Origin of the sequence: Cohnella kolymensis (genome assembly GCF_000829465.1) — a bacterium.
Classification (GTDB): Bacteria; Bacillota; Bacilli; order Paenibacillales; family Paenibacillaceae; genus Cohnella; species Cohnella kolymensis.
Genome location: NZ_JXAL01000021.1, coordinates 85,332 through 105,220, shown reverse-complemented (window position 1 = coordinate 105,220; position 19,889 = coordinate 85,332). Strand labels below are relative to the sequence as shown.

Annotated in this window: 18 protein-coding genes and 3 pseudogenes; 15 read left to right on the top strand and 6 right to left on the bottom strand. The window is 50.9% G+C overall.

The features are described from left to right. Window positions 1-331, bottom strand: a pseudogene (locus SD71_RS26365) (IS110 family transposase); the annotation flags it as partial. Window positions 332-738: 407 nt separating this feature from the next. On the opposite strand from SD71_RS26365, the gene SD71_RS13510 reads away from it, so the two are divergent. The 8 genes from SD71_RS13510 to SD71_RS13475 all read left to right on the top strand — a co-directional run bounded on the left by SD71_RS13510 (window position 739) and on the right by SD71_RS13475 (window position 7,603). Next, entirely contained in the window at window positions 739-1,563 is an 825-nt protein-coding gene (locus SD71_RS13510; RefSeq protein WP_041064026.1) for a carbohydrate ABC transporter permease, read from the top strand. Between the two features lie 195 nt (window positions 1,564-1,758). Further along, entirely contained in the window at window positions 1,759-2,112 is a 354-nt protein-coding gene (locus tag SD71_RS13505) for a CidA/LrgA family protein (protein WP_041064076.1), read from the top strand. Continuing rightward, window positions 2,100-2,792: an LrgB family protein gene (locus SD71_RS13500; RefSeq protein WP_041064023.1), complete on the top strand. Its 693-nt coding sequence runs from the start codon at window positions 2,100-2,102 to the stop codon at window positions 2,790-2,792. The genes SD71_RS13505 and SD71_RS13500 overlap by 13 nt, the downstream gene beginning before the upstream one ends. Before the next feature lie 85 nt (window positions 2,793-2,877). Next, window positions 2,878-4,356, top strand: a complete 1,479-nt coding sequence (locus SD71_RS22320; protein WP_052476247.1) for a PAS domain-containing sensor histidine kinase — start codon at window positions 2,878-2,880, stop codon at window positions 4,354-4,356. A 32-nt stretch (window positions 4,357-4,388) separates the two neighbouring features. Continuing rightward, window positions 4,389-5,750, top strand: a complete 1,362-nt coding sequence (locus tag SD71_RS13490; RefSeq protein ID WP_041064020.1) for an MFS transporter — start codon at window positions 4,389-4,391, stop codon at window positions 5,748-5,750. Window positions 5,751-5,805: 55 nt separating this feature from the next. Continuing rightward, window positions 5,806-6,033 (top strand): LexA family protein, encoded by a 228-nt coding sequence (locus SD71_RS13485; RefSeq protein WP_041064018.1) that lies wholly within the window; start codon window positions 5,806-5,808, stop codon window positions 6,031-6,033. Window positions 6,034-6,044: 11 nt separating this feature from the next. Then, complete coding sequence (locus tag SD71_RS13480; RefSeq protein WP_041064017.1) at window positions 6,045-6,995, top strand: ring-cleaving dioxygenase; 951 nt, start codon at window positions 6,045-6,047, stop codon at window positions 6,993-6,995. Further along, window positions 6,992-7,603, top strand: a complete 612-nt coding sequence (locus SD71_RS13475) for an alpha/beta hydrolase (RefSeq protein ID WP_041064015.1) — start codon at window positions 6,992-6,994, stop codon at window positions 7,601-7,603. Before SD71_RS13480 ends, SD71_RS13475 begins: the two co-directional genes overlap by 4 nt. 120 nt (window positions 7,604-7,723) lie before the next feature. On the opposite strand, the gene SD71_RS23655 is transcribed toward SD71_RS13475, so the two are convergent. Next, window positions 7,724-7,837 (bottom strand): YjcZ family sporulation protein, encoded by a 114-nt coding sequence (locus tag SD71_RS23655; protein WP_152619458.1) that lies wholly within the window; start codon window positions 7,835-7,837, stop codon window positions 7,724-7,726. Window positions 7,838-8,012: 175 nt separating this feature from the next. On the opposite strand from SD71_RS23655, the gene rpoN reads away from it, so the two are divergent. Next, window positions 8,013-9,296, top strand: coding sequence for an RNA polymerase factor sigma-54 (gene rpoN, locus SD71_RS13470; RefSeq protein WP_041064013.1), 1,284 nt, complete (start codon window positions 8,013-8,015; stop codon window positions 9,294-9,296). Here rpoN and ablB read toward each other — a convergent pair. Continuing rightward, window positions 9,280-10,146, bottom strand: coding sequence for a putative beta-lysine N-acetyltransferase (gene ablB / locus SD71_RS13465; RefSeq protein WP_041064011.1), 867 nt, complete (start codon window positions 10,144-10,146; stop codon window positions 9,280-9,282). The two genes, rpoN and ablB, sit on opposite strands and share 17 nt — an antisense overlap. A gap of 101 nt (window positions 10,147-10,247) precedes the next feature. On the opposite strand from ablB, the gene SD71_RS13460 reads away from it, so the two are divergent. The 4 genes and pseudogenes from SD71_RS13460 (at window position 10,248) to SD71_RS13445 (ending at window position 14,189) form a co-directional block, all read left to right on the top strand. Next, the gene (locus SD71_RS13460; protein WP_041064009.1) at window positions 10,248-11,582 is read left to right on the top strand and encodes an aspartate aminotransferase family protein; all 1,335 of its coding nucleotides are present in this window, start codon (window positions 10,248-10,250) and stop codon (window positions 11,580-11,582) included. Further along, entirely contained in the window at window positions 11,579-12,301 is a 723-nt protein-coding gene (locus SD71_RS13455; RefSeq protein WP_052476246.1) for a CoA transferase subunit A, read from the top strand. Before SD71_RS13460 ends, SD71_RS13455 begins: the two co-directional genes overlap by 4 nt. Next, window positions 12,241-12,932: pseudogene (locus SD71_RS13450) on the top strand (3-oxoacid CoA-transferase subunit B). Before SD71_RS13455 ends, SD71_RS13450 begins: the two are co-directional and overlap by 61 nt. A gap of 13 nt (window positions 12,933-12,945) precedes the next feature. Then, a pseudogene (locus tag SD71_RS13445) lies at window positions 12,946-14,189 on the top strand (peptidase). Window positions 14,190-14,299: 110 nt separating this feature from the next. Here SD71_RS13445 and kamA read toward each other — a convergent pair. Continuing rightward, on the bottom strand, window positions 14,300-15,709 hold the full coding sequence (gene kamA / locus SD71_RS13440) for a lysine 2,3-aminomutase (RefSeq protein ID WP_041064007.1): 1,410 nt from the start codon (window positions 15,707-15,709) through the stop codon (window positions 14,300-14,302). A 132-nt stretch (window positions 15,710-15,841) separates the two neighbouring features. Continuing rightward, window positions 15,842-17,263, bottom strand: coding sequence for a sigma-54 interaction domain-containing protein (locus SD71_RS13435; protein ID WP_052476245.1), 1,422 nt, complete (start codon window positions 17,261-17,263; stop codon window positions 15,842-15,844). 116 nt (window positions 17,264-17,379) lie between these two features. Between SD71_RS13435 and SD71_RS13430 the strand changes: the two genes are divergently transcribed. Further along, window positions 17,380-18,879, top strand: a complete 1,500-nt coding sequence (locus SD71_RS13430; RefSeq protein WP_052476244.1) for an outer membrane protein assembly factor BamB family protein — start codon at window positions 17,380-17,382, stop codon at window positions 18,877-18,879. 79 nt (window positions 18,880-18,958) lie between these two features. Then, window positions 18,959-19,120: a hypothetical protein gene (locus SD71_RS24015; RefSeq protein WP_161793392.1), complete on the top strand. Its 162-nt coding sequence runs from the start codon at window positions 18,959-18,961 to the stop codon at window positions 19,118-19,120. A 79-nt stretch (window positions 19,121-19,199) separates the two neighbouring features. Here the strand turns inward: SD71_RS24015 and SD71_RS13425 are convergent, their stop codons facing one another. Beyond that, entirely contained in the window at window positions 19,200-19,835 is a 636-nt protein-coding gene (locus tag SD71_RS13425) for an FMN-dependent NADH-azoreductase (RefSeq protein ID WP_041064005.1), read from the bottom strand. Window positions 19,836-19,889: the final 54 nt, after the last annotated feature.

Sequence of the window (19,889 nt, the reverse complement as noted above, 5' to 3'; positions counted from 1 at the left end):
GTCCAAGCGGTCGGTCTTGTCCAGATCGGGGTACGCTTCCCTGAACTTGCTCACAAGTTTCGGATTGATGGTAAACACCTTGGCTTTACGCGCTTTGAGTGCCGGATCCTCGTGCATATACATGGCAGGATGCCAGCTGTATACCGAGGTGGCCTCAAGCCCGATATGGATTTCAGATGATGCTTGTCCGCCAAAGCGACGATACGGTCTCGCAAGTGGGATGCGCCAAATCATTCTTTACTTTGAGCGTCTCAAGCTTGTCGCCATCCGAGTTCATAAAACACGCTTCCAGTTCTTGTGAACTGACGTCAATACCGACAAACAACTTCAAGTAGAGTTCCTCCTTTCTTTAGGGAATCCAGGGGAATAGACTCTCCGGGATGCCTCCGGCGCACTCGCCGCTCAGTCACCCTCGCATATGAGAACTCACTTCGGTCCATGAGCTGCCCCGATACTGCTATAGCCGGGCATGGGCTGCCGAAGGGAACAGCCAGCGGTAAGAAGTTCGAGCGAGTACCGGAGAAACAGACTTAGGAAGTAGACGATGCTACAGGAGGCGAGAGAATTGCCCCGAATGGACCCTAAGTTCCATTGTCCAGAGGCATGCCGGAAAGTCCAGTCCCCTAATGAAATTTTCAATGAGCAATTGGAAATTTTGTAGCTTGCACCCAGTGCCCCAGAGGACTGGAAATACACTGAAATATGTTTTCAATAGATACTATACGAGGAGGGGTCAGCATGAAAATCGGCGTCGGCACAAGAGTGTGGCAGTACGCGGTATTCACCGTGTTTGCATTCATCGGGCTGTACCCCGTCCTATTGATGCTGCTGTCTTCGTTAAAAACGAATATCGATATTTTTAAAAATCCGATTTCGCTTCCAAAGTCGATTAACCTGGATTCATACCATAAGCTGTTCGATCAGCTTCCCTATTTCGAATATGTGTACAACAGTGTTTTTGTCACTGTTGTCTCCGTGGCGATTATCCTCGTTGTCGGCGCGATGGCTTCTTTTTACATTGCTCGGTTCAATTTCAAGTGGAACGGCTTCTTGTTTTTCTTTTTCCTGCTCGGGATGATGATCCCGATCAAGCTGGGAATCGTTCCTCTGTTTATGCTGATGAGGTCGCTCAATTTGCTGAATTCCGTAGGGTCGCTCATTTGCATTTATACTGCGATCGGAATCCCCATTTCAGTTCTGATCCTGACCGGTTTTTTCCGTACGGTGCCTTCGGCGCTGGAAGAGGCGGCGCGAATCGACGGCTGCTCCGATTTCGGCATTCTATGGCGCGTCATTATTCCTCTGATGAGGCCGGCTCTCGGGACAGTCATGATCATCAACTTCATCCAGGTATGGAACGACTTCTTCTTCCCGCTCATCTTCATCCAGGAAGAAACGAGGAAAACGATCCCCGTAGGCATGCTTACGCTGTTCAGCGAGTATTCCGCGGATTGGAGCGTCTTGTTCGCGGGGCTGGCTTTGTCTTCCTTGCCGATGATTCTGCTGTTCATGCTGGCTTCGAAGCAATTCATGGAAGGATTAACTTCAGGTGCGGTTAAGTAGCGGGATTTCCATCCATAAAAATGATTCAAGCAAATAGCGGGCCGCAGGCCTGCTATTTGTTTTTCAACTCACATAAATCTGTATGCCTGGGGATACAAATTAAGGAGAGACATAGCAGTCCGTCGCCTGCGCTTCATGCAGGCTTTTTATTTTGGTATAAATAAGGATATCGGCATTAGAAAGGAGACAGAACAAATGCAGGGGTTGGCCATACTTCTCGGATTTCAGTTCCTCGGTTACATTGCCCGCCAGTTTCTGCACATCCCGCTCCCCGCGAATGTAATCGGCCTGATTTTACTGGTCGTGTCTTTGTTTTGCGGATGGATCAAGCTGGAATGGATAGAACGGTCCGCGCAGTTTCTTCTCAAGCATATGATGGTTTTCTTTGCGCCAACGATTGTGGGGACAATTGTTTTCTTTCCGACAATCGCCGCCGAATGGGTTTCGATCTCCTTAAGTCTGGCGGGAGGCACTTTGGCCGTCCTACTCATAACGGGCTGGTCAACCGCCTGGTTAGCGGAAAGGGAGAGATCACAATGCCGGGAGTAGAAGAGTTCTATCGACAGCCTTTGTTTGGAATTGCGATAACGGTTATGTTGTATGCTGCGGCTTTGCGTTTGAACAAAAGGCTGAATTGGCTTAATCCCTTGCTGGTTGCGGCCGGAGGCTTAATTGTATTGCTCCTTATCTGCGATATTCCTTACGAAGACTACAAGGTCGGCGGAGACGTCGTTACCTTTTTCCTTGGCCCTGCAACCGTTGCGTTAGCGGTACCGCTCTACAAATCCGCTCGGAAAATGAAAGGCCGGCTGCGTGCAATTGTGCTCGGTTCTGTGATCGGGTGTATAACCGGATTGTTATCGGCCTGTCTGCTGGTATGGTCGCTCCATGGGTCGCGGGATATTTTACTGTCCATGCTGCCGAAATCCGTCACCTCACCGGTAGCTATAGAAGTCGCCCGTCAGATTGGCGGCATCCCGGAGCTTGGCGGTGTATTCGCGGTGTTGACAGGCTTGTTCGGAAGCATTGCAGGTCCCTGGCTGTTAAATAAAACAGGGGTTCACAGCGATATCGCGATCGGGACATCAATGGGAACCGCCGCTCATGGGATAGGAACCGCGAGAATCCTCAGGGACTCGGAGCTTCAGGGAGGTATCAGCGGCTTTGCGATGGGGTTGTCCTGCATCATAACGCCTATTCTGTGTATTCCGATATATTTTCTGCGCTGACGTTTACACACCTTTACAGGACTATAGGCGGAGAATGTAGAATCTGTTATTTACATGATTCCAGACGATCAGCGGGGGAACAGATATGGATGAGTTAATCGGCCGGTTCGAGCGAGAATTCTATGAAAATAAAAACCCGGAAATACTGGACTTGATTCTCAGCCGTATCCTCAATTTAAATTCAGAGTTCGTTTCGATCACCACGTTTAAGGAAGGCAAGCTGATCTTTCTTAACGATGCTTTTCTGAAAGTGGTCGGATGGAAAAAGGAAGATATCATAGGCCGTACGGTGCACCAATTAAATCTGTATGTAGATCCTGAAAAAAGAGATGAAGTGAAAGCCAAGCTGACGGATGATGACGTTCTTGAGAAAGAAGTCAACTTCAGAGGGGATAACGGAGAAATCGTTTCCTATCTTCTCAAGGTTCAAACAATAAACCTATTCGGCAGGGAATGCATTATTACGGTCGGATGGGATATTACAAGGAGGCGCCAGCTCGAGGAACAGCTGCATGCCGCTTTAAAGAACGACCTGCGCCAAACCATCAAAGCCGTCGACAACATGGTTTGCAAATTGACGATAGGGCAGGATGGAAGGCTCACGTTTGCGCTCTCGGAAGGTAAGATTGCTCAAAGTCTGGGGTTCACCACCGAAGTCAGCTTCGGCAAAACCATTAACGAACTGTTTCCGCCCGAACTTTTAGAGCTTTTCGAGCCCCATATCAACATCGCTCTTGCCGGGGAAACGACGAGCTTTGAGGTCGAGGTGGGCGATCGGGTGTTGATTAAATCGTTGGCACCTTATTATGAGAACGACATCATCACCGGTGTGGTGGGGTCGGCCATCGATATCACGGAGAGAAAAAAGCTTGAGAAGCTGCTGCAAGTATCGGAGCTCAATGCCGTACTGGGTCAGCTTGCGGCCGGCGCAGCTCATGAGATCAGAAACCCTCTTACCGCAATAAGAGGATTCGTGCAGCTGATCGGAGAGATTCTTAAGAAGAATAATATAGATAAAGGCCGGGACTATGTTGAGATGATTTTGTCCGAGCTGGCCCGGATCAATCATCTTGTCAGTGAAATGCTGTGGCTTCGCAAGCCGAAAGAAAGTGTATATGAAACTGTGAACGTTTCGAAGCTGCTGCAAGAGGTTCTTCCGCTTGTATATGTTGAAGCGAATATGAAAAGTATTCAAGTATCGCTTCAGGTGAATTCAAATTCTCCCAGCATTGAAGCGAATCTGGACCTTCTAAAACAAGTGATCCTTAACATATGCAAGAACGGGATCGAAGCCATGGACAACGGGGGAAGCCTTCATATCAGCGAGTCGTACAGCGAGCACGACATGTCCATCCTGATCAAGGATACCGGACCGGGGATTCCCGACAATCTGGAGGATAAGATTTTTACTCCTTTCTTTACGACGAAACCTACGGGGAATGGGCTGGGATTATTCATATCCAGGCAGATCGTCAAGGATATGGACGGGGATATTCATATCTCTTCGGATTCTTCCGGCACACTCGTTACGCTAAGGTTCCCCCTTTGCAAGCAGAAAACATAATAAGTCCGCCACAGACAGGGGGTTCGTTGAAATTGCCGCTATCATTGAAAAACAAAGAATTTTATCTCATTACCGCCGTCGCTTTGGGCATTATGTTAAATCCGCTGAATACGACGATGATCTCGGTTGCTTTGACCAGGCTCCAACAGGATTTTCAGCTCACGTTTGCCGATTTATCATGGATCATTTCCACCTATTATCTCGCAAGTGCGATCGGACAGCCTGTTATGGGGAAATGGAGCGATTTGTTCGGACGCAAACGGGTATTCATTACGGGGTTGTTACTCGTGGCGCTCTCCTCTTGTTTGGCTCCGTTTTCCCCCAGCTTTGGGTGGTTGATCGGTTTTCGAATTATACAGGCCGTCGGCAGCTCCGCGCTGTACCCAGCGGGTATGGGCATGATCCGTAATCAAATCACGTCCAATCAAGCAAAAGCGTTAGGAATATTATCCGTGTTTTCCGGCGTTTCAGCGGCATTCGGTCCGACACTGGGCGGATTATTGCTGCACTATGGAGATTGGCCGATGATCTTTCTGATCAACTTCCCGTTTATATTGGCATCTTTGCTGCTGGCGTGGAAAATCTTTCCCAGGGATCCCGCACGAACCGGCAGCCCGGCAGATATGGATTGGGCGGGTGTGCTGTTTTTTTCGATTACGATCTTCATGTGGCTGTTTTCTTTCATGCGGATCCAAGAAAGCTATAGCGTCTGGATGCTGGCGGGCAGTGTACTGCTGTCGTTTCTTTTTTACAAATTTGAGCTTGGAAAAGACAGGCCGTTCATCGACGTCGGATTTCTACGAAAGAACATGACCGTCACGCTCATTTATGTACAATTTATTTTGATGAATCTTGTGTTCTATTCCGTTATGTTCGGAATGCCGTCGTATCTGCAGAGTGTGCAGCAGCTGGACCCGCAGCAGACAGGTTTTGTGATGTTGTCGATTGCGGGATTCAGTGTCCTCGTTACACCTATCGCAGGCCGTTGGATAGACCGCAGCGGCTCCAAGCCGGCTTTGCTTCTCGGAGGAGCGGGTGTCGTTGTCGGAATGCTTCTGTTTCTTCTCATCCAGGGACATACTCATGCGGCAATGATCTTTGTCATCTTGTCTGTAATGGGGATCAGCTATGGTTTCAACAATCTGGCCATGCAGACTGCGCTTTATGATTTTGTTACGAGGGAGGAAACCGGGGTCGCCACAGGGTTATTCATGACCTCGCGTTTTATCGGCACAATCCTGTCTTCCAGTCTGCTTGCAGCGCTGTTCGGCAAACATATTACGACCGGGCATCTGCATAGCATGGCATGGGTGTGCGCTGGTATCGGTATTGTCGTGCTGCTTTTGACCATACGGCTTCCGGGCCGGCGTCGCTCTCTCATGCCGGGGGCTTGAAATGCGAACGTACATTCCCTTATAATAGCTTCACAATATATTGGGGTGATGTGCAATGCTTAATGATCCTAGCCGGAAGCTTCTCCGCATCCTGCAAAACTTCAGCAGCTTGAACGGCAGGCCTCCGACCATTCAAGAGCTGGCTCGTAAAACCGGCAGAACAATCGGCCAGGTCAAGATGACTCTGCGCGTGCTGGCTGTAGAAGGATTCATTGAATGGCAGCCGAATCGCCATCATGAATTGAAAGTCATACAAGGGTGGGAAATTAAGGTACGCAAATAGGAGTGAATCAGATGACCTTACAAACCGCGGGAATCCATCACATTACCGCTTTCGCCGGAGATCCCCAGCAAAATGTAGACTTTTACGCAGGCGTGCTCGGTTTGCGTCTGGTTAAAAAAACGATCAATTTCGACGCTCCTGAGGTGTATCATCTTTACTTCGGCAACGAGGCGGGCAGTCCCGGAACGATCATCACTTTCTTCCCTTGGCCCGGCTCGCGTAAAGGCAGAATCGGGGGCGGTCAAGTAGGGATTACGACGTATGCCGTCCCTCCGGGCTCATTAGGTTTCTGGGAAGAGCGGTTGCAAGCGTTCGGGATTTCGGTCGTGAAAGAGGCAAGGTTCGGTGAGGAATATATCCGGTTCTCGGATCATGAAGGGCTCCGCCTTGAGCTTGTCGAAAGGCGGGAGGGAGAGAACAGTCGCTGGTCGTTCGGGGGAATCCCCACCGGGAAAGCGATCAAAGGCTTTGGAGGCGCCGTGCTGTTCAGCTTCAATCCGGTGAGAACGATGCAGGTGCTTGAGCAGGTATTGGGTATGAAAAAAGCGGGGGAAGACGCCGGCTATGCGCGTTTCCAGGCGGCCGGAGAGCTCGGTAATCGGATTGATGTGCCGATCGCGAGTATGGGATGGGGCGCCGGCGGAGCGGGAACGATCCACCATATCGCATGGCGCGCCAAAGATTTCGAAGAGCACGAACAATGGCGGCGCAGCGTTGCGGACAGCGGCTTCAAGCCGACACCTATTATTGACCGCCAATACTTCAATGCGGTTTATTTCCGGGAAGAAGGCGGCATTTTGTTTGAAATCGCGACAGACCCGCCGGGTTTTGCGAACGATGAAAGCCCTGACAAGCTGGGGGAAAAATTAATGCTGCCGGAGTGGTTTGAACCGAAGCGCGCCGAGATCGAGGCGAATTTGCTGCCGATCCAGGTGCGGGTTTTGCAAGAGGGGGAGTCATGAGGCATATTTTCGAACAAGGCCGCGATCCGAAAGCGCCGACGTTGGTGCTTTTTCATGGGACAGGAGGCACCGAGCATGATCTGCTGCCTTTAGCGGGCATCATTTCACCTGAATCGTCTGTGCTCGGTCTTAGAGGCAATGTGCTGGAGAACGGCATGCAGCGCTTTTTCAGGCGGCTGTCGGAAGGCGTTTTCGATGAAGATGACCTTATCGCCCGCACTAAAGAAGTCGGTGACTTTCTGGATCAGGCCGCCGGTCAATACGATTTTGACCGTGAGAATGCGGTCGCCGTCGGTTATTCGAATGGGGCGAACATTGCCTGCAGCTTGCTTTTTCACTATCCCAAAGTTTTGAGAGGCGCCATTCTTCATCATCCGATGGTTCCGCGCAGAGGCATCGAGCTTCCGGACATGACTGCCATGCCGATATTTATCGGGGCAGGCAGCAATGATCCGATCTGTTCCACTAAGGAAACGGAAGAGTTGGGGCAGCTGCTTCGGGAAGCAGGTGCATCCGTGTCCGTTCACTGGGAGCATTACGGTCACCAGCTGACGCCTTCCGAGGCGCAAGCGGCGTCGGTGTGGTTCAGGGAACAGGGCTGGCTGTGACGGCAGCCGATCAACGGCAACAGTCATGCTCAAGGAGCATGGCTTTTTTATGCTGCAAAAAAAAATACCCATTATACCCGTTACGGGTATAATGGGGGACCAGAACTTTTCATCCGTTGATTACCAAATTCCAGCTCTCAAAATGATGACCAGAAGTATGAAGAGAACGAGCGCGAACGCAGCCGTGCTGCCGTACCCGGCACAGCTGAAACCACCTGGGTAACCCACATTCATCACCACCGTTTGTTTGATTGTGATGGATGCTCATCACCTTGTCATTCTATTGTGTAGTCGGGTATACGGTCAGTACGTTAGCACATTTCCTGAATAATCCGCATCAACCCAATCAGTCAAAACAAGCGCGTCAAATGAATAACATATATCAATCGACTGGAACGGGTGATCAGCAATGAGCTCCGGATACGGGATGCGCCAACAGCAGACCGCAAAAATGCATATGACGCCGCGATTAAGGCAGGCGATCCGAATTCTGCAGCTTTCAACGGCTGAGTTGTGGGAGCATGTGCGGGAGGAGCTTCAAGACAATCCGCTGCTGGAATCCGGTGCGATGCGGGGATATTCGCATGATCAGAGCTATGATCCGCTGCTTCATGCTCAAAGCCGCAATTCAACTCTGGAAACACATTTAACGGAACAACTGACGTTTACTCCAGACATTCCTGATCCGATCAGGAAAATCATCTTATATATGATCGGGAACCTGGACAGCAACGGTTATCTTGAATTATCGCTCGGCGAAATCGTAAACGACCTTGCCGTCGACCTGGAACAAGCGGAGCGCGCGTTGGCGATCCTTCACAGCTTTGAACCGGCAGGAGTCGGGGCGAGAAACCTAAGGGAATGTTTGCTCCTTCAGACCGAAGCGCTGCCGCAATATCCTCGGATCGTACCACTATTAATTACGAATTATCTCGAAGATGTGGCGAATTATCGCATTCATAAGTTGTCGGCAGCAATGAAAGTCTCTCAAGAAGCGGTGAAGCAAGCCATTGAGCACATCCAAGGGCTGAATCCACGCCCGGGCGCAATCTATCAGCCGGCTGTGACTCCCTATGTTATTCCTGATGTCATCGTCGCCAAGGATGGGGAGCATTTTGTCGTGTCCATCCATGAAGCGGCTTTGCCCCGTCTTTCCATCAATGCACATTATCAACGAATGGCGAAGGAAATCGAGAGCAAAGAGGCGAGGCAGTTTCTTCGTGAACGAGTGAGTTCGGCCGGGTTTTTCATAAAATGCTTGGAGCAGCGGAGATCAACATTACTGCGGGTCGCCAGAGCAATGGTCGAGGAGCAGGTTGAATTTTTCCGTGAGGGTCCGGCGGCCGGTCTTAAGCCGATGATATTAAGGCAAATAGCGGACAAATTGAGCGTGCACGAATCAACCGTAAGCCGGGCGGCCGCCGGTAAATATGCGCAAACTCCGTGGGGAATTTTCGAGCTCGCCTTCTTCTTTTCATCCGGGATTCATAGTGATATAGAGCATAGGGTCTCCGCGGAGAACGTGAAGCAAAGCATCAGGAAACGCATTCTTCAAGAAGACGGCAGCAAGCCTTACTCGGATCGACAATTGGCTGAAATGCTGCAAGGGGAAGGTACCCGGATTTCCCGAAGAACCGTGGCGAAATACCGGGAAGAGCTTGGAATCGGTTCATCGGTTAAGAGGAAGCGCTGATCGGTTTCACCCATAGATTCATATCCTCGAATTTATCGTAGATTTCGCAATTTTTTGTAAGCCGGCCGTAATACCTGTATCCCAACTGAAATAAAGCGGCATTCATCCCGAAAGACAGGGCTCTGGCCAGCGAATAACCGCAGGTGATGTTCCGCTCAAGCAAGTTATCTTCTAAAGCGTGAATGAGAAGCCGCAGCAATCCGTGCTTGCGGAAAGCCGGAAGGGTTGCGCAGTCGGTAATTTCCGCATTGCCGTATACCGTATTCATTTCGACTGACGCGGCGCTTACAGTGACACCTGACACCTCAAACAGATAAAAAATCGTGCCTTCCCGCATTACCTTTTCAATGTACGAAGGATTTGTCATGGGGGTTGGGTAAGTTTGAAAAACCGCTTTGTACAGAGAGGCGAGCTGCCCGGCATCCTGTTCGGAGGCGAGGCGCAGAGTAAAGTTCTCAGGTACCGGGGTTCGCTCCCTCTTCAGGGGAAGCAGCAGCACATCGTTCAGAATGCGGTCCTCCTCCATCCAATAATCGCTTGTCCGGCGTTCGAGATCAAAGTAAAGCGCCATGCAAAACGCGTCGGAGCCGTTAAAATACCCCTTATATATTCCCTCCAGCATATAGCCTTTGGATAATAGAGTTTGCCAGTCATTCTCCCGCGATTTAATAAATATTTTCGTCAGGGCATTCTCTTTGGCAATTTCGGAAATTCGCAAACACAAGGAATGCAAATCTCCCCGATAGTCATCCACTCTCAGCCGCTTGTTAAAGTAATCTACGCAAAGGTATGCTTCAAAATCGTCTTCTTTTTCGATCCGGTTCGTGTAGTAGGCGTTTTCCTCCGGCATTTTGTTTCCTCCTTTTCGCACGAGCGCTCTTTTCTATATTTATGACAGGTTGGCATCGAATTTGCTAGTAAAAAGATCATCACGAAGGCGAGGGGCGCGGGATGGAGAGGGAGCATCTCATCAAGCCGTTGTTGAATCAACGTTATGCGACCGTTCAATACGGGAAAGGCGTTTTTTTGTATGATGAGCACGGAAAAGCGTATTTGGATGCGTCTTCCGGCGCGGTAACGGCGAGCATCGGACATGGCGTTCAGGAAATTATCGATGCGATGATCGAGCAGGCGAACAAGGTTTCTTTCGTATACCGCTCGCAGTTTACGAATGAGCCGGCGGAACGGCTGGCGAAGAAGCTGAGCGATTTGGCTGCCGGTAACGACTATTGGACTTTTTTCGTGAACAGCGGTTCGGAAGCAACGGAAACGGCCATGAAAATTGCCATTCAACATTGGCAGGAGAAGGGACGGCACGGGAAAATCAAGGTGCTGTCGCGGAGGATGAGTTATCACGGGATCACCTTGGGCGCTTTATCCATGTCCGGCCATGTCGGAAGAAGACGGCGGTTTATTCCTCTGTTGGAGGATTTTCCGGTGGTGGCGCCGCCCTATTGTTACCGCTGTCCTTTTCATATGACCTACCCGGAGTGCGGGATCGCTTGCGCGGATGATCTGGAAACCGCCGTCAAGCGGATCGGTGCTGAGCATATCGCCGGGTTTATTGCCGAGCCGATTGTGGGCGCTGCCGGAGGCGCTGTCGTCCCTCCGGAAGGCTATTATCAAAAAATTAAAGAAATTTGCGAGCGTAATGAAATTTTATTTATCGCCGATGAGGTGATGACCGGCATTGCGCGTACGGGCGCAATGTTCGGCATGGAGCACTGGGGCGTTGAGCCGGACCTGATTGCCCTCGGCAAAGGTATGAGTGCCGGCTACACCCCGATTGCTGCCGCAATGGTGAAAGATCACGTGATGGAGCCCATTCTGCAAGGCTCCAAACTCGTCATGGCCGGTCATACGTTCAGTGCCAATCCGCAATCGGCGGCTGTATCTCTTGCAGTCCTCGATTACATCGAGAAACATGATCTTGCCAAAGCAGCGGAGGACAAGGGCGCTTACTTACTCTCACGGTTGAAGGAATTGTCTGACCGGTGCGGGATGATCGGTGATGTGCGGGGCAAAGGGCTGCTGCTGGCTGTGGAATTTGTCTCGGACCGAGCCGGCAAGCTTCCGTTTCCATCCGCTAACGGCGTGACGTCCCGGATTATTAACAAAGCCTTTGACAAAGGATTGCTGGTTTACCCGGCTTCAGGAGGAGTAGATGGAGAGGGCGATGCGGTGATCCTGGCGCCGCCTTTGGTTATTACGCTGGACGAAATCGACTTGCTGGTAAATACCTTCGAACAGACGGTTCATGAAGTGATGCTGGAGGTGATGGGATGAGCAAATTAATGACCTTGGAGCAAGCGCTCGAGCGCATTACGGATGGCTGCACCCTCATGTACGGCGGATTTGGCGGCATCGGTACGCCTCCGACCATTATCGAAGGCATGATGGCAAAAGGGGTAAAGGATTTAACGATTATCGGCAATGACACCGGGTTTCCGTGGATCGGCATCGGCCGGTTAGTTACTGAAGGACGGGTAAAGAAGGCGATTACCTCGCATATCGGCTCCAATCCCTTTGCCGGGCAAAGGATGGAGGAAGGCACGATGGAAGTCGTTTTCTATCCTCAAGGAACATTGGCCGAAAAAATCCGGGCTGGCGGTGTCGGTCTCGGTGGGATATTGGTGGACGTGGGTGTCGGCACGAGTATGGCGGCAGGGAAAGAAACGGTCGTCATTGACGGCCGTACGTATTTGGCGGAACCGGCGTTGACGGCAGACGTTGCCATCGTACATGCGCGGCAGGCCGACCCGCTCGGCAACCTTGTATACGATAAAACCGGCCGAAACTTCAATCCCTTGGTGGCGATGGCCGGACAATTTACGATAGCGGAAGCCGACGAAATCGTGCCTGTCGGAAGTCTTGACCCTGAAAATATCGTTACGCCGGGCATTTTTGTGAATGCGGTTATTCCGGGCAAAGGGGTGAATTGGCAATGGGTGTGGGAGAAGATGCAATCCGGGACAGGATCGCTCAGCGTGCAGCCCAAGAATTAAAAGATGGCATGGTCGTGAATCTCGGTATCGGGATCCCCACTCGCGTGGCGGATTTTATTCCGGAGGGAATCGACGTGATTTTCCATGCTGAAAATGGAATTTTGGGCGCAGGTCCAAGTCCGCTGCCGGGGGAAGAGGACGGTTTTCTTTGCAATGCCGGCGGTTATCCCGTAACGGTCGTTCAAGGAGCCTCTTACTGCGATAGTGCCATGCTTTCGCGATGATTCGCCGGGGATGCATTGATATTACCGTTCTCGGAGCGCTTGAGGTGAGCGAAAGGGGTGATCTCGCCAATTGGATTGTGCCGGGCAAACGCGCGGCCGGTATCGGAGGGGCCATGGAGCTTGCGCAGAAAGCGAAGAAAGTGGTTGTTCTGATGAATCACGTCAATCGCCTCGGCGAATCGAAGATTAGAAAAGAATGTGCATTGCCGCTGACAGCGCGTGAATGCGTGGATTTGATTATCACCGATATGGCAGTGCTGGAGGTCACTTCGCAAGGGCTTGTTTTAAAAGAAATTATGTCTCCATACACGTTGGAGGATGTTGTGCGCTATACGGAAGCCGATTTGCGGATACCGGAGCACATTTCATACATAGGAGGGGAACGGAATCTTGAGCTGGAAACCTGAAATTCGGAACTGGATGAACAGCCATCGTGAAGAAGGGACGAATTTCCTGCAGAAGCTTGTTCGAAGTCCCAGCAGGCAAGGCCAGGAGCGGGAAGCGCAGGTTCTTGCGGCCAGTAAGCTATATGAATTAAAGCTGGAGGTCGACCTGTGGGAACCGGACGGCGCTGCGCTTGAAAAGCATCCATACTTCTACTCACCCAGAAACCGTTTTGCAGGCAGTCCGAATGTAATCGGCCTGTTAAGGGGAACCGGAGGCGGGCGGTCCATCATTCTTAACGGACATATGGATGTCGTCCCGGAAGGAGATCCGGAGCAATGGCAGCACGATCCGTATGGCGGTGAAATCATTGATGGCAAAATGTACGGTCGAGGCACGTCCGATATGAAGGGCGGTATCGTGTCACTGCTGCTCGCGATCCAGGCGATCCGTGAGCTTGGTATCCGGCTTAAGGGCGATGTCATTTTTCAAAGTGTGATAGAGGAGGAGAGCGGCGGAGCAGGAACACTCGCGGCGATTGTGAAAGGCTATAAAGCCGACGCAGCGCTGATCCCCGAACCTACCAATATGAGAATTTTCCCGAAGCAGCAGGGCTCCTTGTGGTTCCGGATTGCCGTGAAGGGGCGTTCCGCGCACGGCGGGACACGGTACGAAGGGGTTAGTGCGATCGAGAAAAGCATGATTGTGCTGCAGCATATTCGCGAGCTCGAGCAGAAACGGAATGCGGCGATTTCCGATCCGTTGTATGCCGATAATCCGATTCCGATCCCGATCAACATCGGCGTCATCCAAGGCGGCAATTGGCCTTCTTCCGTGCCGGACACCGTCAAGCTGGAAGGAAGAATGGGAGTTGCTCCCGACGAGGAGATCGAACATGCAAAAGCGGAAATGGTTAGGTGGATGGAGCTCCTGAAGGAAAAAGATCCGTGGTTTGCAGATGCTCCTGCCACGGTGGAGTGGTTCGGCGCTAGATGGGTCCCAGGCAGTGTAGAACCGGAGCATGCATTGATCCAGGTTGTAAGGGAGCAATACCAAGAAGTTCTGTCGAAGGAAGCTGTTATCGAGCATCGCCGTGGGGGACGGATGGGGGACTGCTGACCAAGTTAGGCGAGACCCCATGCATTGTTTTCGGTCCCGGCCAAACGCAGACCGCCCATTATCCGGATGAGTATATTGTAATGGACGATGTTTTCCGGGCTGCAGAAATTATTGCACTGACCGTGATCCATTGGTGCGGCACGGAAACTGCGCCGGCATAACGCTTTTTGGTAGAGGCTGTTCCGGGCAACATGAGCCCGGGAACAGCCTTTTGCTATCGCTGCGACAATAAACGAGATAGCGGAACTGAGTTCCGCTATCTCGGCGTTTTTTAGTCAGCGGGCTCTGGCTGAGCGTCCTTCTGCTGCACGGCCCTCATCAATTTCCCCTTCATTTCGTCCCTCTTCTGCCGGCGGTCCTTCAGTGATGAGTGCTCCGGCGCTTCCTCATACGACTTTCTCCTGCCGATCCGCCGCAAATTTTCTGGCACCAGATTAAATTTTTCGTCTTTCATCAGTGCAATCACACCTGTGCTTTCCGGCTGCCGCTCGATCCCGTACATTTCATTGTAATATTCGTCGGCCCTGCCGGGTGTATAATTCTTCGGCTCAGGATACCCGACAATTACGCCTTCATAGTTTCGCAGAATGACTTTATCCTGGCTTTGCGAGACCAAATAGTTAGGCTGCAGCGAAATTTTTCCGCCGCCCCCAGGAGCGTCGACGACGAATGTCGGCACGGCATAGCCGCTGGTGTGGCCGCGCAGCGATTCGATGATTTCGAGTCCTTTGGACACCGGAGCGCGAAAATGGCCGATGCCTTCAGACAAGTCGCATTGATAAATATAGTAGGGACGTACGCGTATTTTCACCAATTCATGCATGAGCCGTTTCATAATATGGGTACTGTCGTTAATGCCTGCTAAAATAACCGATTGATTCCCCAAAGGAACTCCGGCGTCGGCCAACATTTCGCAAGACTTCTTCGCTTCAGCCGTAATTTCCAACGGATGATTAAAATGTGTGTTGAGCCACACCGGATGATATTTCCTCAGAATGCTGCATAAATTTTCCGTAATGCGCTGTGGAAATACAACGGGAGCGCGCGTCCCGATCCGAATAATCTCGACATGGGGGATCGCCCGCAAATTTTTCAATATATATTCTAAAATGTTGTCGTTGATCAGCAGCCCATCGCCGCCGGACAGCAGAACATCACGTACTTCAGGCGTATTGCGGATATATTCGATGGCGTCGTCCATTTGTTTTTTGGGAACTCCCATTCCCACCTGTCCGGAGAAGCGCCGTCGGGTACAGTATCGGCAGTACATCGAGCATTGATTGGTCACCAGGAACAGCACCCGGTCCGGATAGCGGTGCGTGAGGCCCGGCGTTGGGGAATCCTCGTCTTCGAATAGCGGATCCTCCAAATCATATTTCGTTTTCAGCAATTCCGCGGATATGGGAACGGACTGCAGTCGGATCGGGCAGCGAGGGTCATCCGGATGCATCAGGGATGCGTAATACGGGGTAATATTCAGCGGAATTGTCTGAGTCGAGATGCGGACCCCTTCTTCCTCATCCGGGGTCAAATTCACGACCTTTTTCAGGTCGTCTAAAGTCTTGATTGTATGAGTCAGCTGCCATATCCAGTCGTCCCACTGCTCATCCGTTACGTCCTTCCAAAGCTCGACCTGCTTCCAATGTCTTTTACTGCTCAGCGGTATAGCGAGATCACTCATTTTTGCACACCTCCCGAGGAATTCACCTTGGTTAACATGCAAAAACCGTGCCAACTCAGACTGCTTCCGAAATAATAGGCCCCATTCCGGACTCCTATCCCGTTCTCCCATCCCATGCTCGCAGCATACAGCCTATTGATTATCCTTTTTCGCGATGCCGTAACGGTTGATCTTGTACTGTAAAGCTTGTCGTTTCACTCCTAAAGCCTGCGCGGCAAGGGTGATATTGTAGTGATTTTTTTGCAGCGCATCGACAATTGCTTCTCGCTCCAACTGCTTGATCCGATCCGTTAAGGTGTCGGCAGAGGGAATAAGCATGTGCGCATTTTGCGATCCCGCCTCTCTTAAATTTGCCGGCAGGTGATGTTCTTCAATAATGTCATCTTCTATTTCCATCATATTGAAAGCGGACTCGATCGCATGGCTCAATTCACGTACGTTGCCGGGCCAAGGGTAGTACATAAGCCGATTCTGGGCCGATGGCGAAACACCGGTGACTTTCATGTCGAACAGCGGATTGAATTTCTCGATAAAATGATATGCCAGAAGGTGAATGTCCTCTTTCCTCTGCTGCAGAGGCGGGAGATTCACATTCACAACATTCAGCCGAAAATACAGGTCGTATCTAAGTAAGCCCTTCTCCAACGCCTCTTTCGGGTCTATATTCATCGCAGTGATAATGCGTACGTCCGTCTGCAGCTCCGTCATCCCGCCGATCCGGCGCACAATGCCGTCTTCCAAAACACGAAGCAGCTTGGCCTGCAGAAATAAATCCAGACTGTTTAACTCATCCAAAAAAAGCGTGCCTCCGCCGGCTTGTTCGAACAATCCCGCACGATCTATCGCTCCAGTAAACGCGCCTCTGCTGGTTCCAAACATGATTCCTTCCATCAGCTCCGCAGGCACGGCGGCGCAATTTTGCGCGATGAACGGGCGGTTTCGGCGGACACCGGCATTGTGAATACTCTGGGCAAACAGTTCTTTACCTGTGCCGGTCGGTCCGCTGATCATAACGGGAGAGCTGGTGCGCGAGGTCTTTTTGGCCAGTGAAAGCGCATCCACAAACGGCTTGCTCTGTCCGATCAAATCGCTGAAATCGTAGCGTGCAGCCCCTTTGATTTTGTTGTCCCGCTGCTTGGACTGGTACAGTTGATGCCGCAGGTCCAAGATTTGGTCGTGCAAATTGACGATGCCGGTAATATCCTTGGCCACTTCCACGGCGCCGATGATTCGGCCGTTATCCATCAGCGGATAAGTTCGGTTAATCGTTGTAATTCTTTTCCCTGTCAGATTTACATAGGTTTGTATTTTTTCGGGCCACTCTTTGCCGGTTTGCACAACTTTTGCGAGAGTGCTCGTTTCATGGGTCAACGACGGGTAAAGGTCAAGAATGCTTTTGCCCAGCACCTGCGCCCGGTCTAAGCCATCGATCTCCGCCATCTTATCGTTATAAAAAACGGTAATTCCCTCTTGATCGACGAGATGCACGCCCACATCCACGATACTCAAAATTTTCTCGAAAAATTGTGCCCCCAAATCGTGTTGGCCGGACATCGAAACACCTGCTTCCATTCGTATATCGCCGGTCAAAGGGAAAAAGACCGAGCTATTTATTTTATACTGACAGGAAATGGATGAAATTAGGAGAATTTCATATAAGGAGGAAATTTATGACACAAAATTTGGGCAAAAAGAGTATCATTCTATTGCTGTTATCCTGCAGCATTTTATTGCCGGAAGCTGCTCGAGCAGAGAGCGCGGCCATCTCACATAAATGGAATGAAAAGCCACAGGCGCAATTGTTTCCCGAGAAGTACAGCGAGGTGGAAGGCGTGCTGACCTTTCGAGGCTCCAGCCAGCGCAACGCTCCGGCGTACGGGACCGCAGAGATGACGCTTTATCGTCCGGTTAAGATGTGGCAGAAGGCGACCTCCGTCAGCTCTTGGGGAGGCGGCGCAGGATGGACAGGGCAGCCGGCTATTGTGAAATGGAGTCCTGATGTGCTGAAGACGATGAATGTGAAAGAGAAGTTTCTTAAAAAACGAGATTTCACCGAGGTGATCTATGCTTCGCTCGATGGGAATGTGTACTTTCTTGATCTGGAAACGGGCGAAGAGACTCGGAGCCCTATTCGGGTCGGCAATCCTATCAAAGGAAGCGTGTCGGTAGATGCCCGCGGATATCCGCTGCTGTATGTCGGAGAGGGCATCCCGGAGAACGGAACGATCGGATTTAACATTTACAGCTTAACAGATCAGAAGAAGCTTTTGTATATAAAAGGGCGTGATTCTTTTGCCGCTCGCGGGTGGGGCGCATTCGACGGTTCCGCTTTGTTCAATCGCATGGACGATTCGCTGGTCGTAGGCGGGGAGAACGGCATGTTCTATAACATTAAGCTGAACACGAAGTTCAATAAAAGCAGCAAAACGATATCCATCCGCCCGGTAGTCAGCAAGTACCGCTATCAGATTGCAGGCAATAAGCATCAGGGAATCGAAAATTCGGTTGCGGCACTCGATGATCTCGCTTTTTTTGCGGATAACGGTGGCAGCCTTCAAGCGATGAATTTAAGCACACATTCACCCGTCTGGTCGCTCCCATCATCCGATGATACGGACGCTACGATCGTTGTAGAACAAGAAGAAGGGGTACCGTATCTATACACGGGTACCGAAGTCGATAAGCAGGGATCTAAGGGAATGGCGTTAATACGCAAAATTAACGGCTCGACCGGCAAGGTCGTTTGGCAGAAACAGTATATGTGCTATTCGCTGCTTGGGGATCACCCTGTGAACGGCGGCATATTGGCAACACCGGTACTCGGGAAACAAACGATCGGCAATATGGTCATTTTCACAATCGCACGTTACGGCAGTTTTAACGCCGGTCTGATGGTGGCGCTTGACAAACAAACCGGCCGCGAAATGTGGAAGCTTCCGATGAAGAATTATGCGTGGTCCTCGCCTGTCGACGTGTACGACAAAGCCGGCAACGCTCATATCGTTCAGGCGGATTCCGCAGGTAACGTTTATCTGATCGATGCCAAAAGCGGCAAAGTGAAGGGCAGCGTGAACGTCGGCTCGAATGTCGAAGCTTCACCGGCCGTGTTCAATAATTATGTCGTCGTGGCTTCGCGCGGCGGAAAGATTTTTGGGTTAAAGCTGAAGTAATCATATATTTTCATATTTTGCAATTCATTATATAATGTAAACGTATTCAAATGCATAGGAACAACAGGGAGGATTAGCAATGGAGGGACAGAATTCGGAGGCTCCTATGTATTACGATGGTTCCAAGCACATGGCCGCAGCAGCAGAGCAATCGGTTGAAAGCGTAGAAGAACAAGCACCGTCTGCCTCGGAAGAATGGCGCCGTTATATCGGATTCAATCCATTTGGCAGTCAAGATTAATGAAAACAGGGCAGTCCCGAGAGTCGTCAAACGACCTTGGGGACTGCCCTTTACTTATCTCACTCGGCACCTGTTCGGTTTAGAAGTTTTTTGCAGCCTCACGCGCTTGCGCGATGGCCTTTTCCTTAATGGATGCCGCTTGATCAGGCATGGCCGCCATGCCTTCTACAAAGATACCTTTGAAAGACGGCACGCCGTGAAACTGCATGATTTTTTGCAGATAGCTGTGGCCGCTTTCGAATCCGGCAGCAGGTCCTTCGGAGTAAATGCCGCCCCTCGCCTGGATGTGAATCGCTTTTTTATCGGAAAGCAATCCGACGGCGCCTTGCTCGGTGTATTTGAACGTTTTGCCGGCGACGCAGATCGCATCGATATAAGCTTTCAATACGGGTGGAAAAGAGAAGTTCCACATGGGCGATACATATACGTATTTGTCCGCCGCCACATATTGGTCAACGATTTCGCCCAGCCGGACCACTTTGGCTTTCTCGGATTCGGAAAGCTCATCAAAAGAAGAACCCGAGCGCAATTTGCCCCAGCCGCTGAATACGTCGGCGTCGATCTGCGGCAAATCCATTTTATAAAGATCGAGCACTTTGACCTCATCTGAGGGATGGGATGCACGATAGGCGTCGATAAACTCTTTGCCTACTGCCATACTGTATGAAGCCTCATGGTCGTGAGGATGTGCGGTAATGTACAAGACTGTTGCCATGATGTGTAAGTCTCCTTTTGTGCTTGTATTGTGACAGTATGTATAATAACTTTT

What these genes read in the sequence shown, in the direction of transcription:
- SD71_RS23655 (WP_152619458.1), bottom strand. Translation starts at nt 7,837, where the DNA reads ATGAATGTGGGTTACCCAGGTGGTTTCAGCTGTGCCGGGTACGGCAGC.
- SD71_RS13425 (WP_041064005.1), bottom strand. Translation starts at nt 19,835, where the DNA reads ATGGCAACAGTCTTGTACATTACCGCACATCCTCACGACCATGAGGCT.
- SD71_RS13435 (WP_052476245.1), bottom strand. Translation starts at nt 17,263, where the DNA reads ATGTCCGGCCAACACGATTTGGGGGCACAATTTTTCGAGAAAATTTTG.
- rpoN (WP_041064013.1), top strand. Translation starts at nt 8,013, where the DNA reads ATGAGCTCCGGATACGGGATGCGCCAACAGCAGACCGCAAAAATGCAT.
- SD71_RS13475 (WP_041064015.1), top strand. Translation starts at nt 6,992, where the DNA reads ATGAGGCATATTTTCGAACAAGGCCGCGATCCGAAAGCGCCGACGTTG.
- SD71_RS13455 (WP_052476246.1), top strand. Translation starts at nt 11,579, where the DNA reads ATGAGCAAATTAATGACCTTGGAGCAAGCGCTCGAGCGCATTACGGAT.
- SD71_RS13430 (WP_052476244.1), top strand. Translation starts at nt 17,380, where the DNA reads ATGACACAAAATTTGGGCAAAAAGAGTATCATTCTATTGCTGTTATCC.
- kamA (WP_041064007.1), bottom strand. Translation starts at nt 15,709, where the DNA reads ATGAGTGATCTCGCTATACCGCTGAGCAGTAAAAGACATTGGAAGCAG.
- SD71_RS24015 (WP_161793392.1), top strand. Translation starts at nt 18,959, where the DNA reads ATGGAGGGACAGAATTCGGAGGCTCCTATGTATTACGATGGTTCCAAG.
- SD71_RS13500 (WP_041064023.1), top strand. Translation starts at nt 2,100, where the DNA reads ATGCCGGGAGTAGAAGAGTTCTATCGACAGCCTTTGTTTGGAATTGCG.
- SD71_RS13460 (WP_041064009.1), top strand. Translation starts at nt 10,248, where the DNA reads ATGGAGAGGGAGCATCTCATCAAGCCGTTGTTGAATCAACGTTATGCG.
- SD71_RS13480 (WP_041064017.1), top strand. Translation starts at nt 6,045, where the DNA reads ATGACCTTACAAACCGCGGGAATCCATCACATTACCGCTTTCGCCGGA.
- SD71_RS13485 (WP_041064018.1), top strand. Translation starts at nt 5,806, where the DNA reads ATGCTTAATGATCCTAGCCGGAAGCTTCTCCGCATCCTGCAAAACTTC.
- SD71_RS13510 (WP_041064026.1), top strand. Translation starts at nt 739, where the DNA reads ATGAAAATCGGCGTCGGCACAAGAGTGTGGCAGTACGCGGTATTCACC.
- SD71_RS13505 (WP_041064076.1), top strand. Translation starts at nt 1,759, where the DNA reads ATGCAGGGGTTGGCCATACTTCTCGGATTTCAGTTCCTCGGTTACATT.
- SD71_RS22320 (WP_052476247.1), top strand. Translation starts at nt 2,878, where the DNA reads ATGGATGAGTTAATCGGCCGGTTCGAGCGAGAATTCTATGAAAATAAA.
- ablB (WP_041064011.1), bottom strand. Translation starts at nt 10,146, where the DNA reads ATGCCGGAGGAAAACGCCTACTACACGAACCGGATCGAAAAAGAAGAC.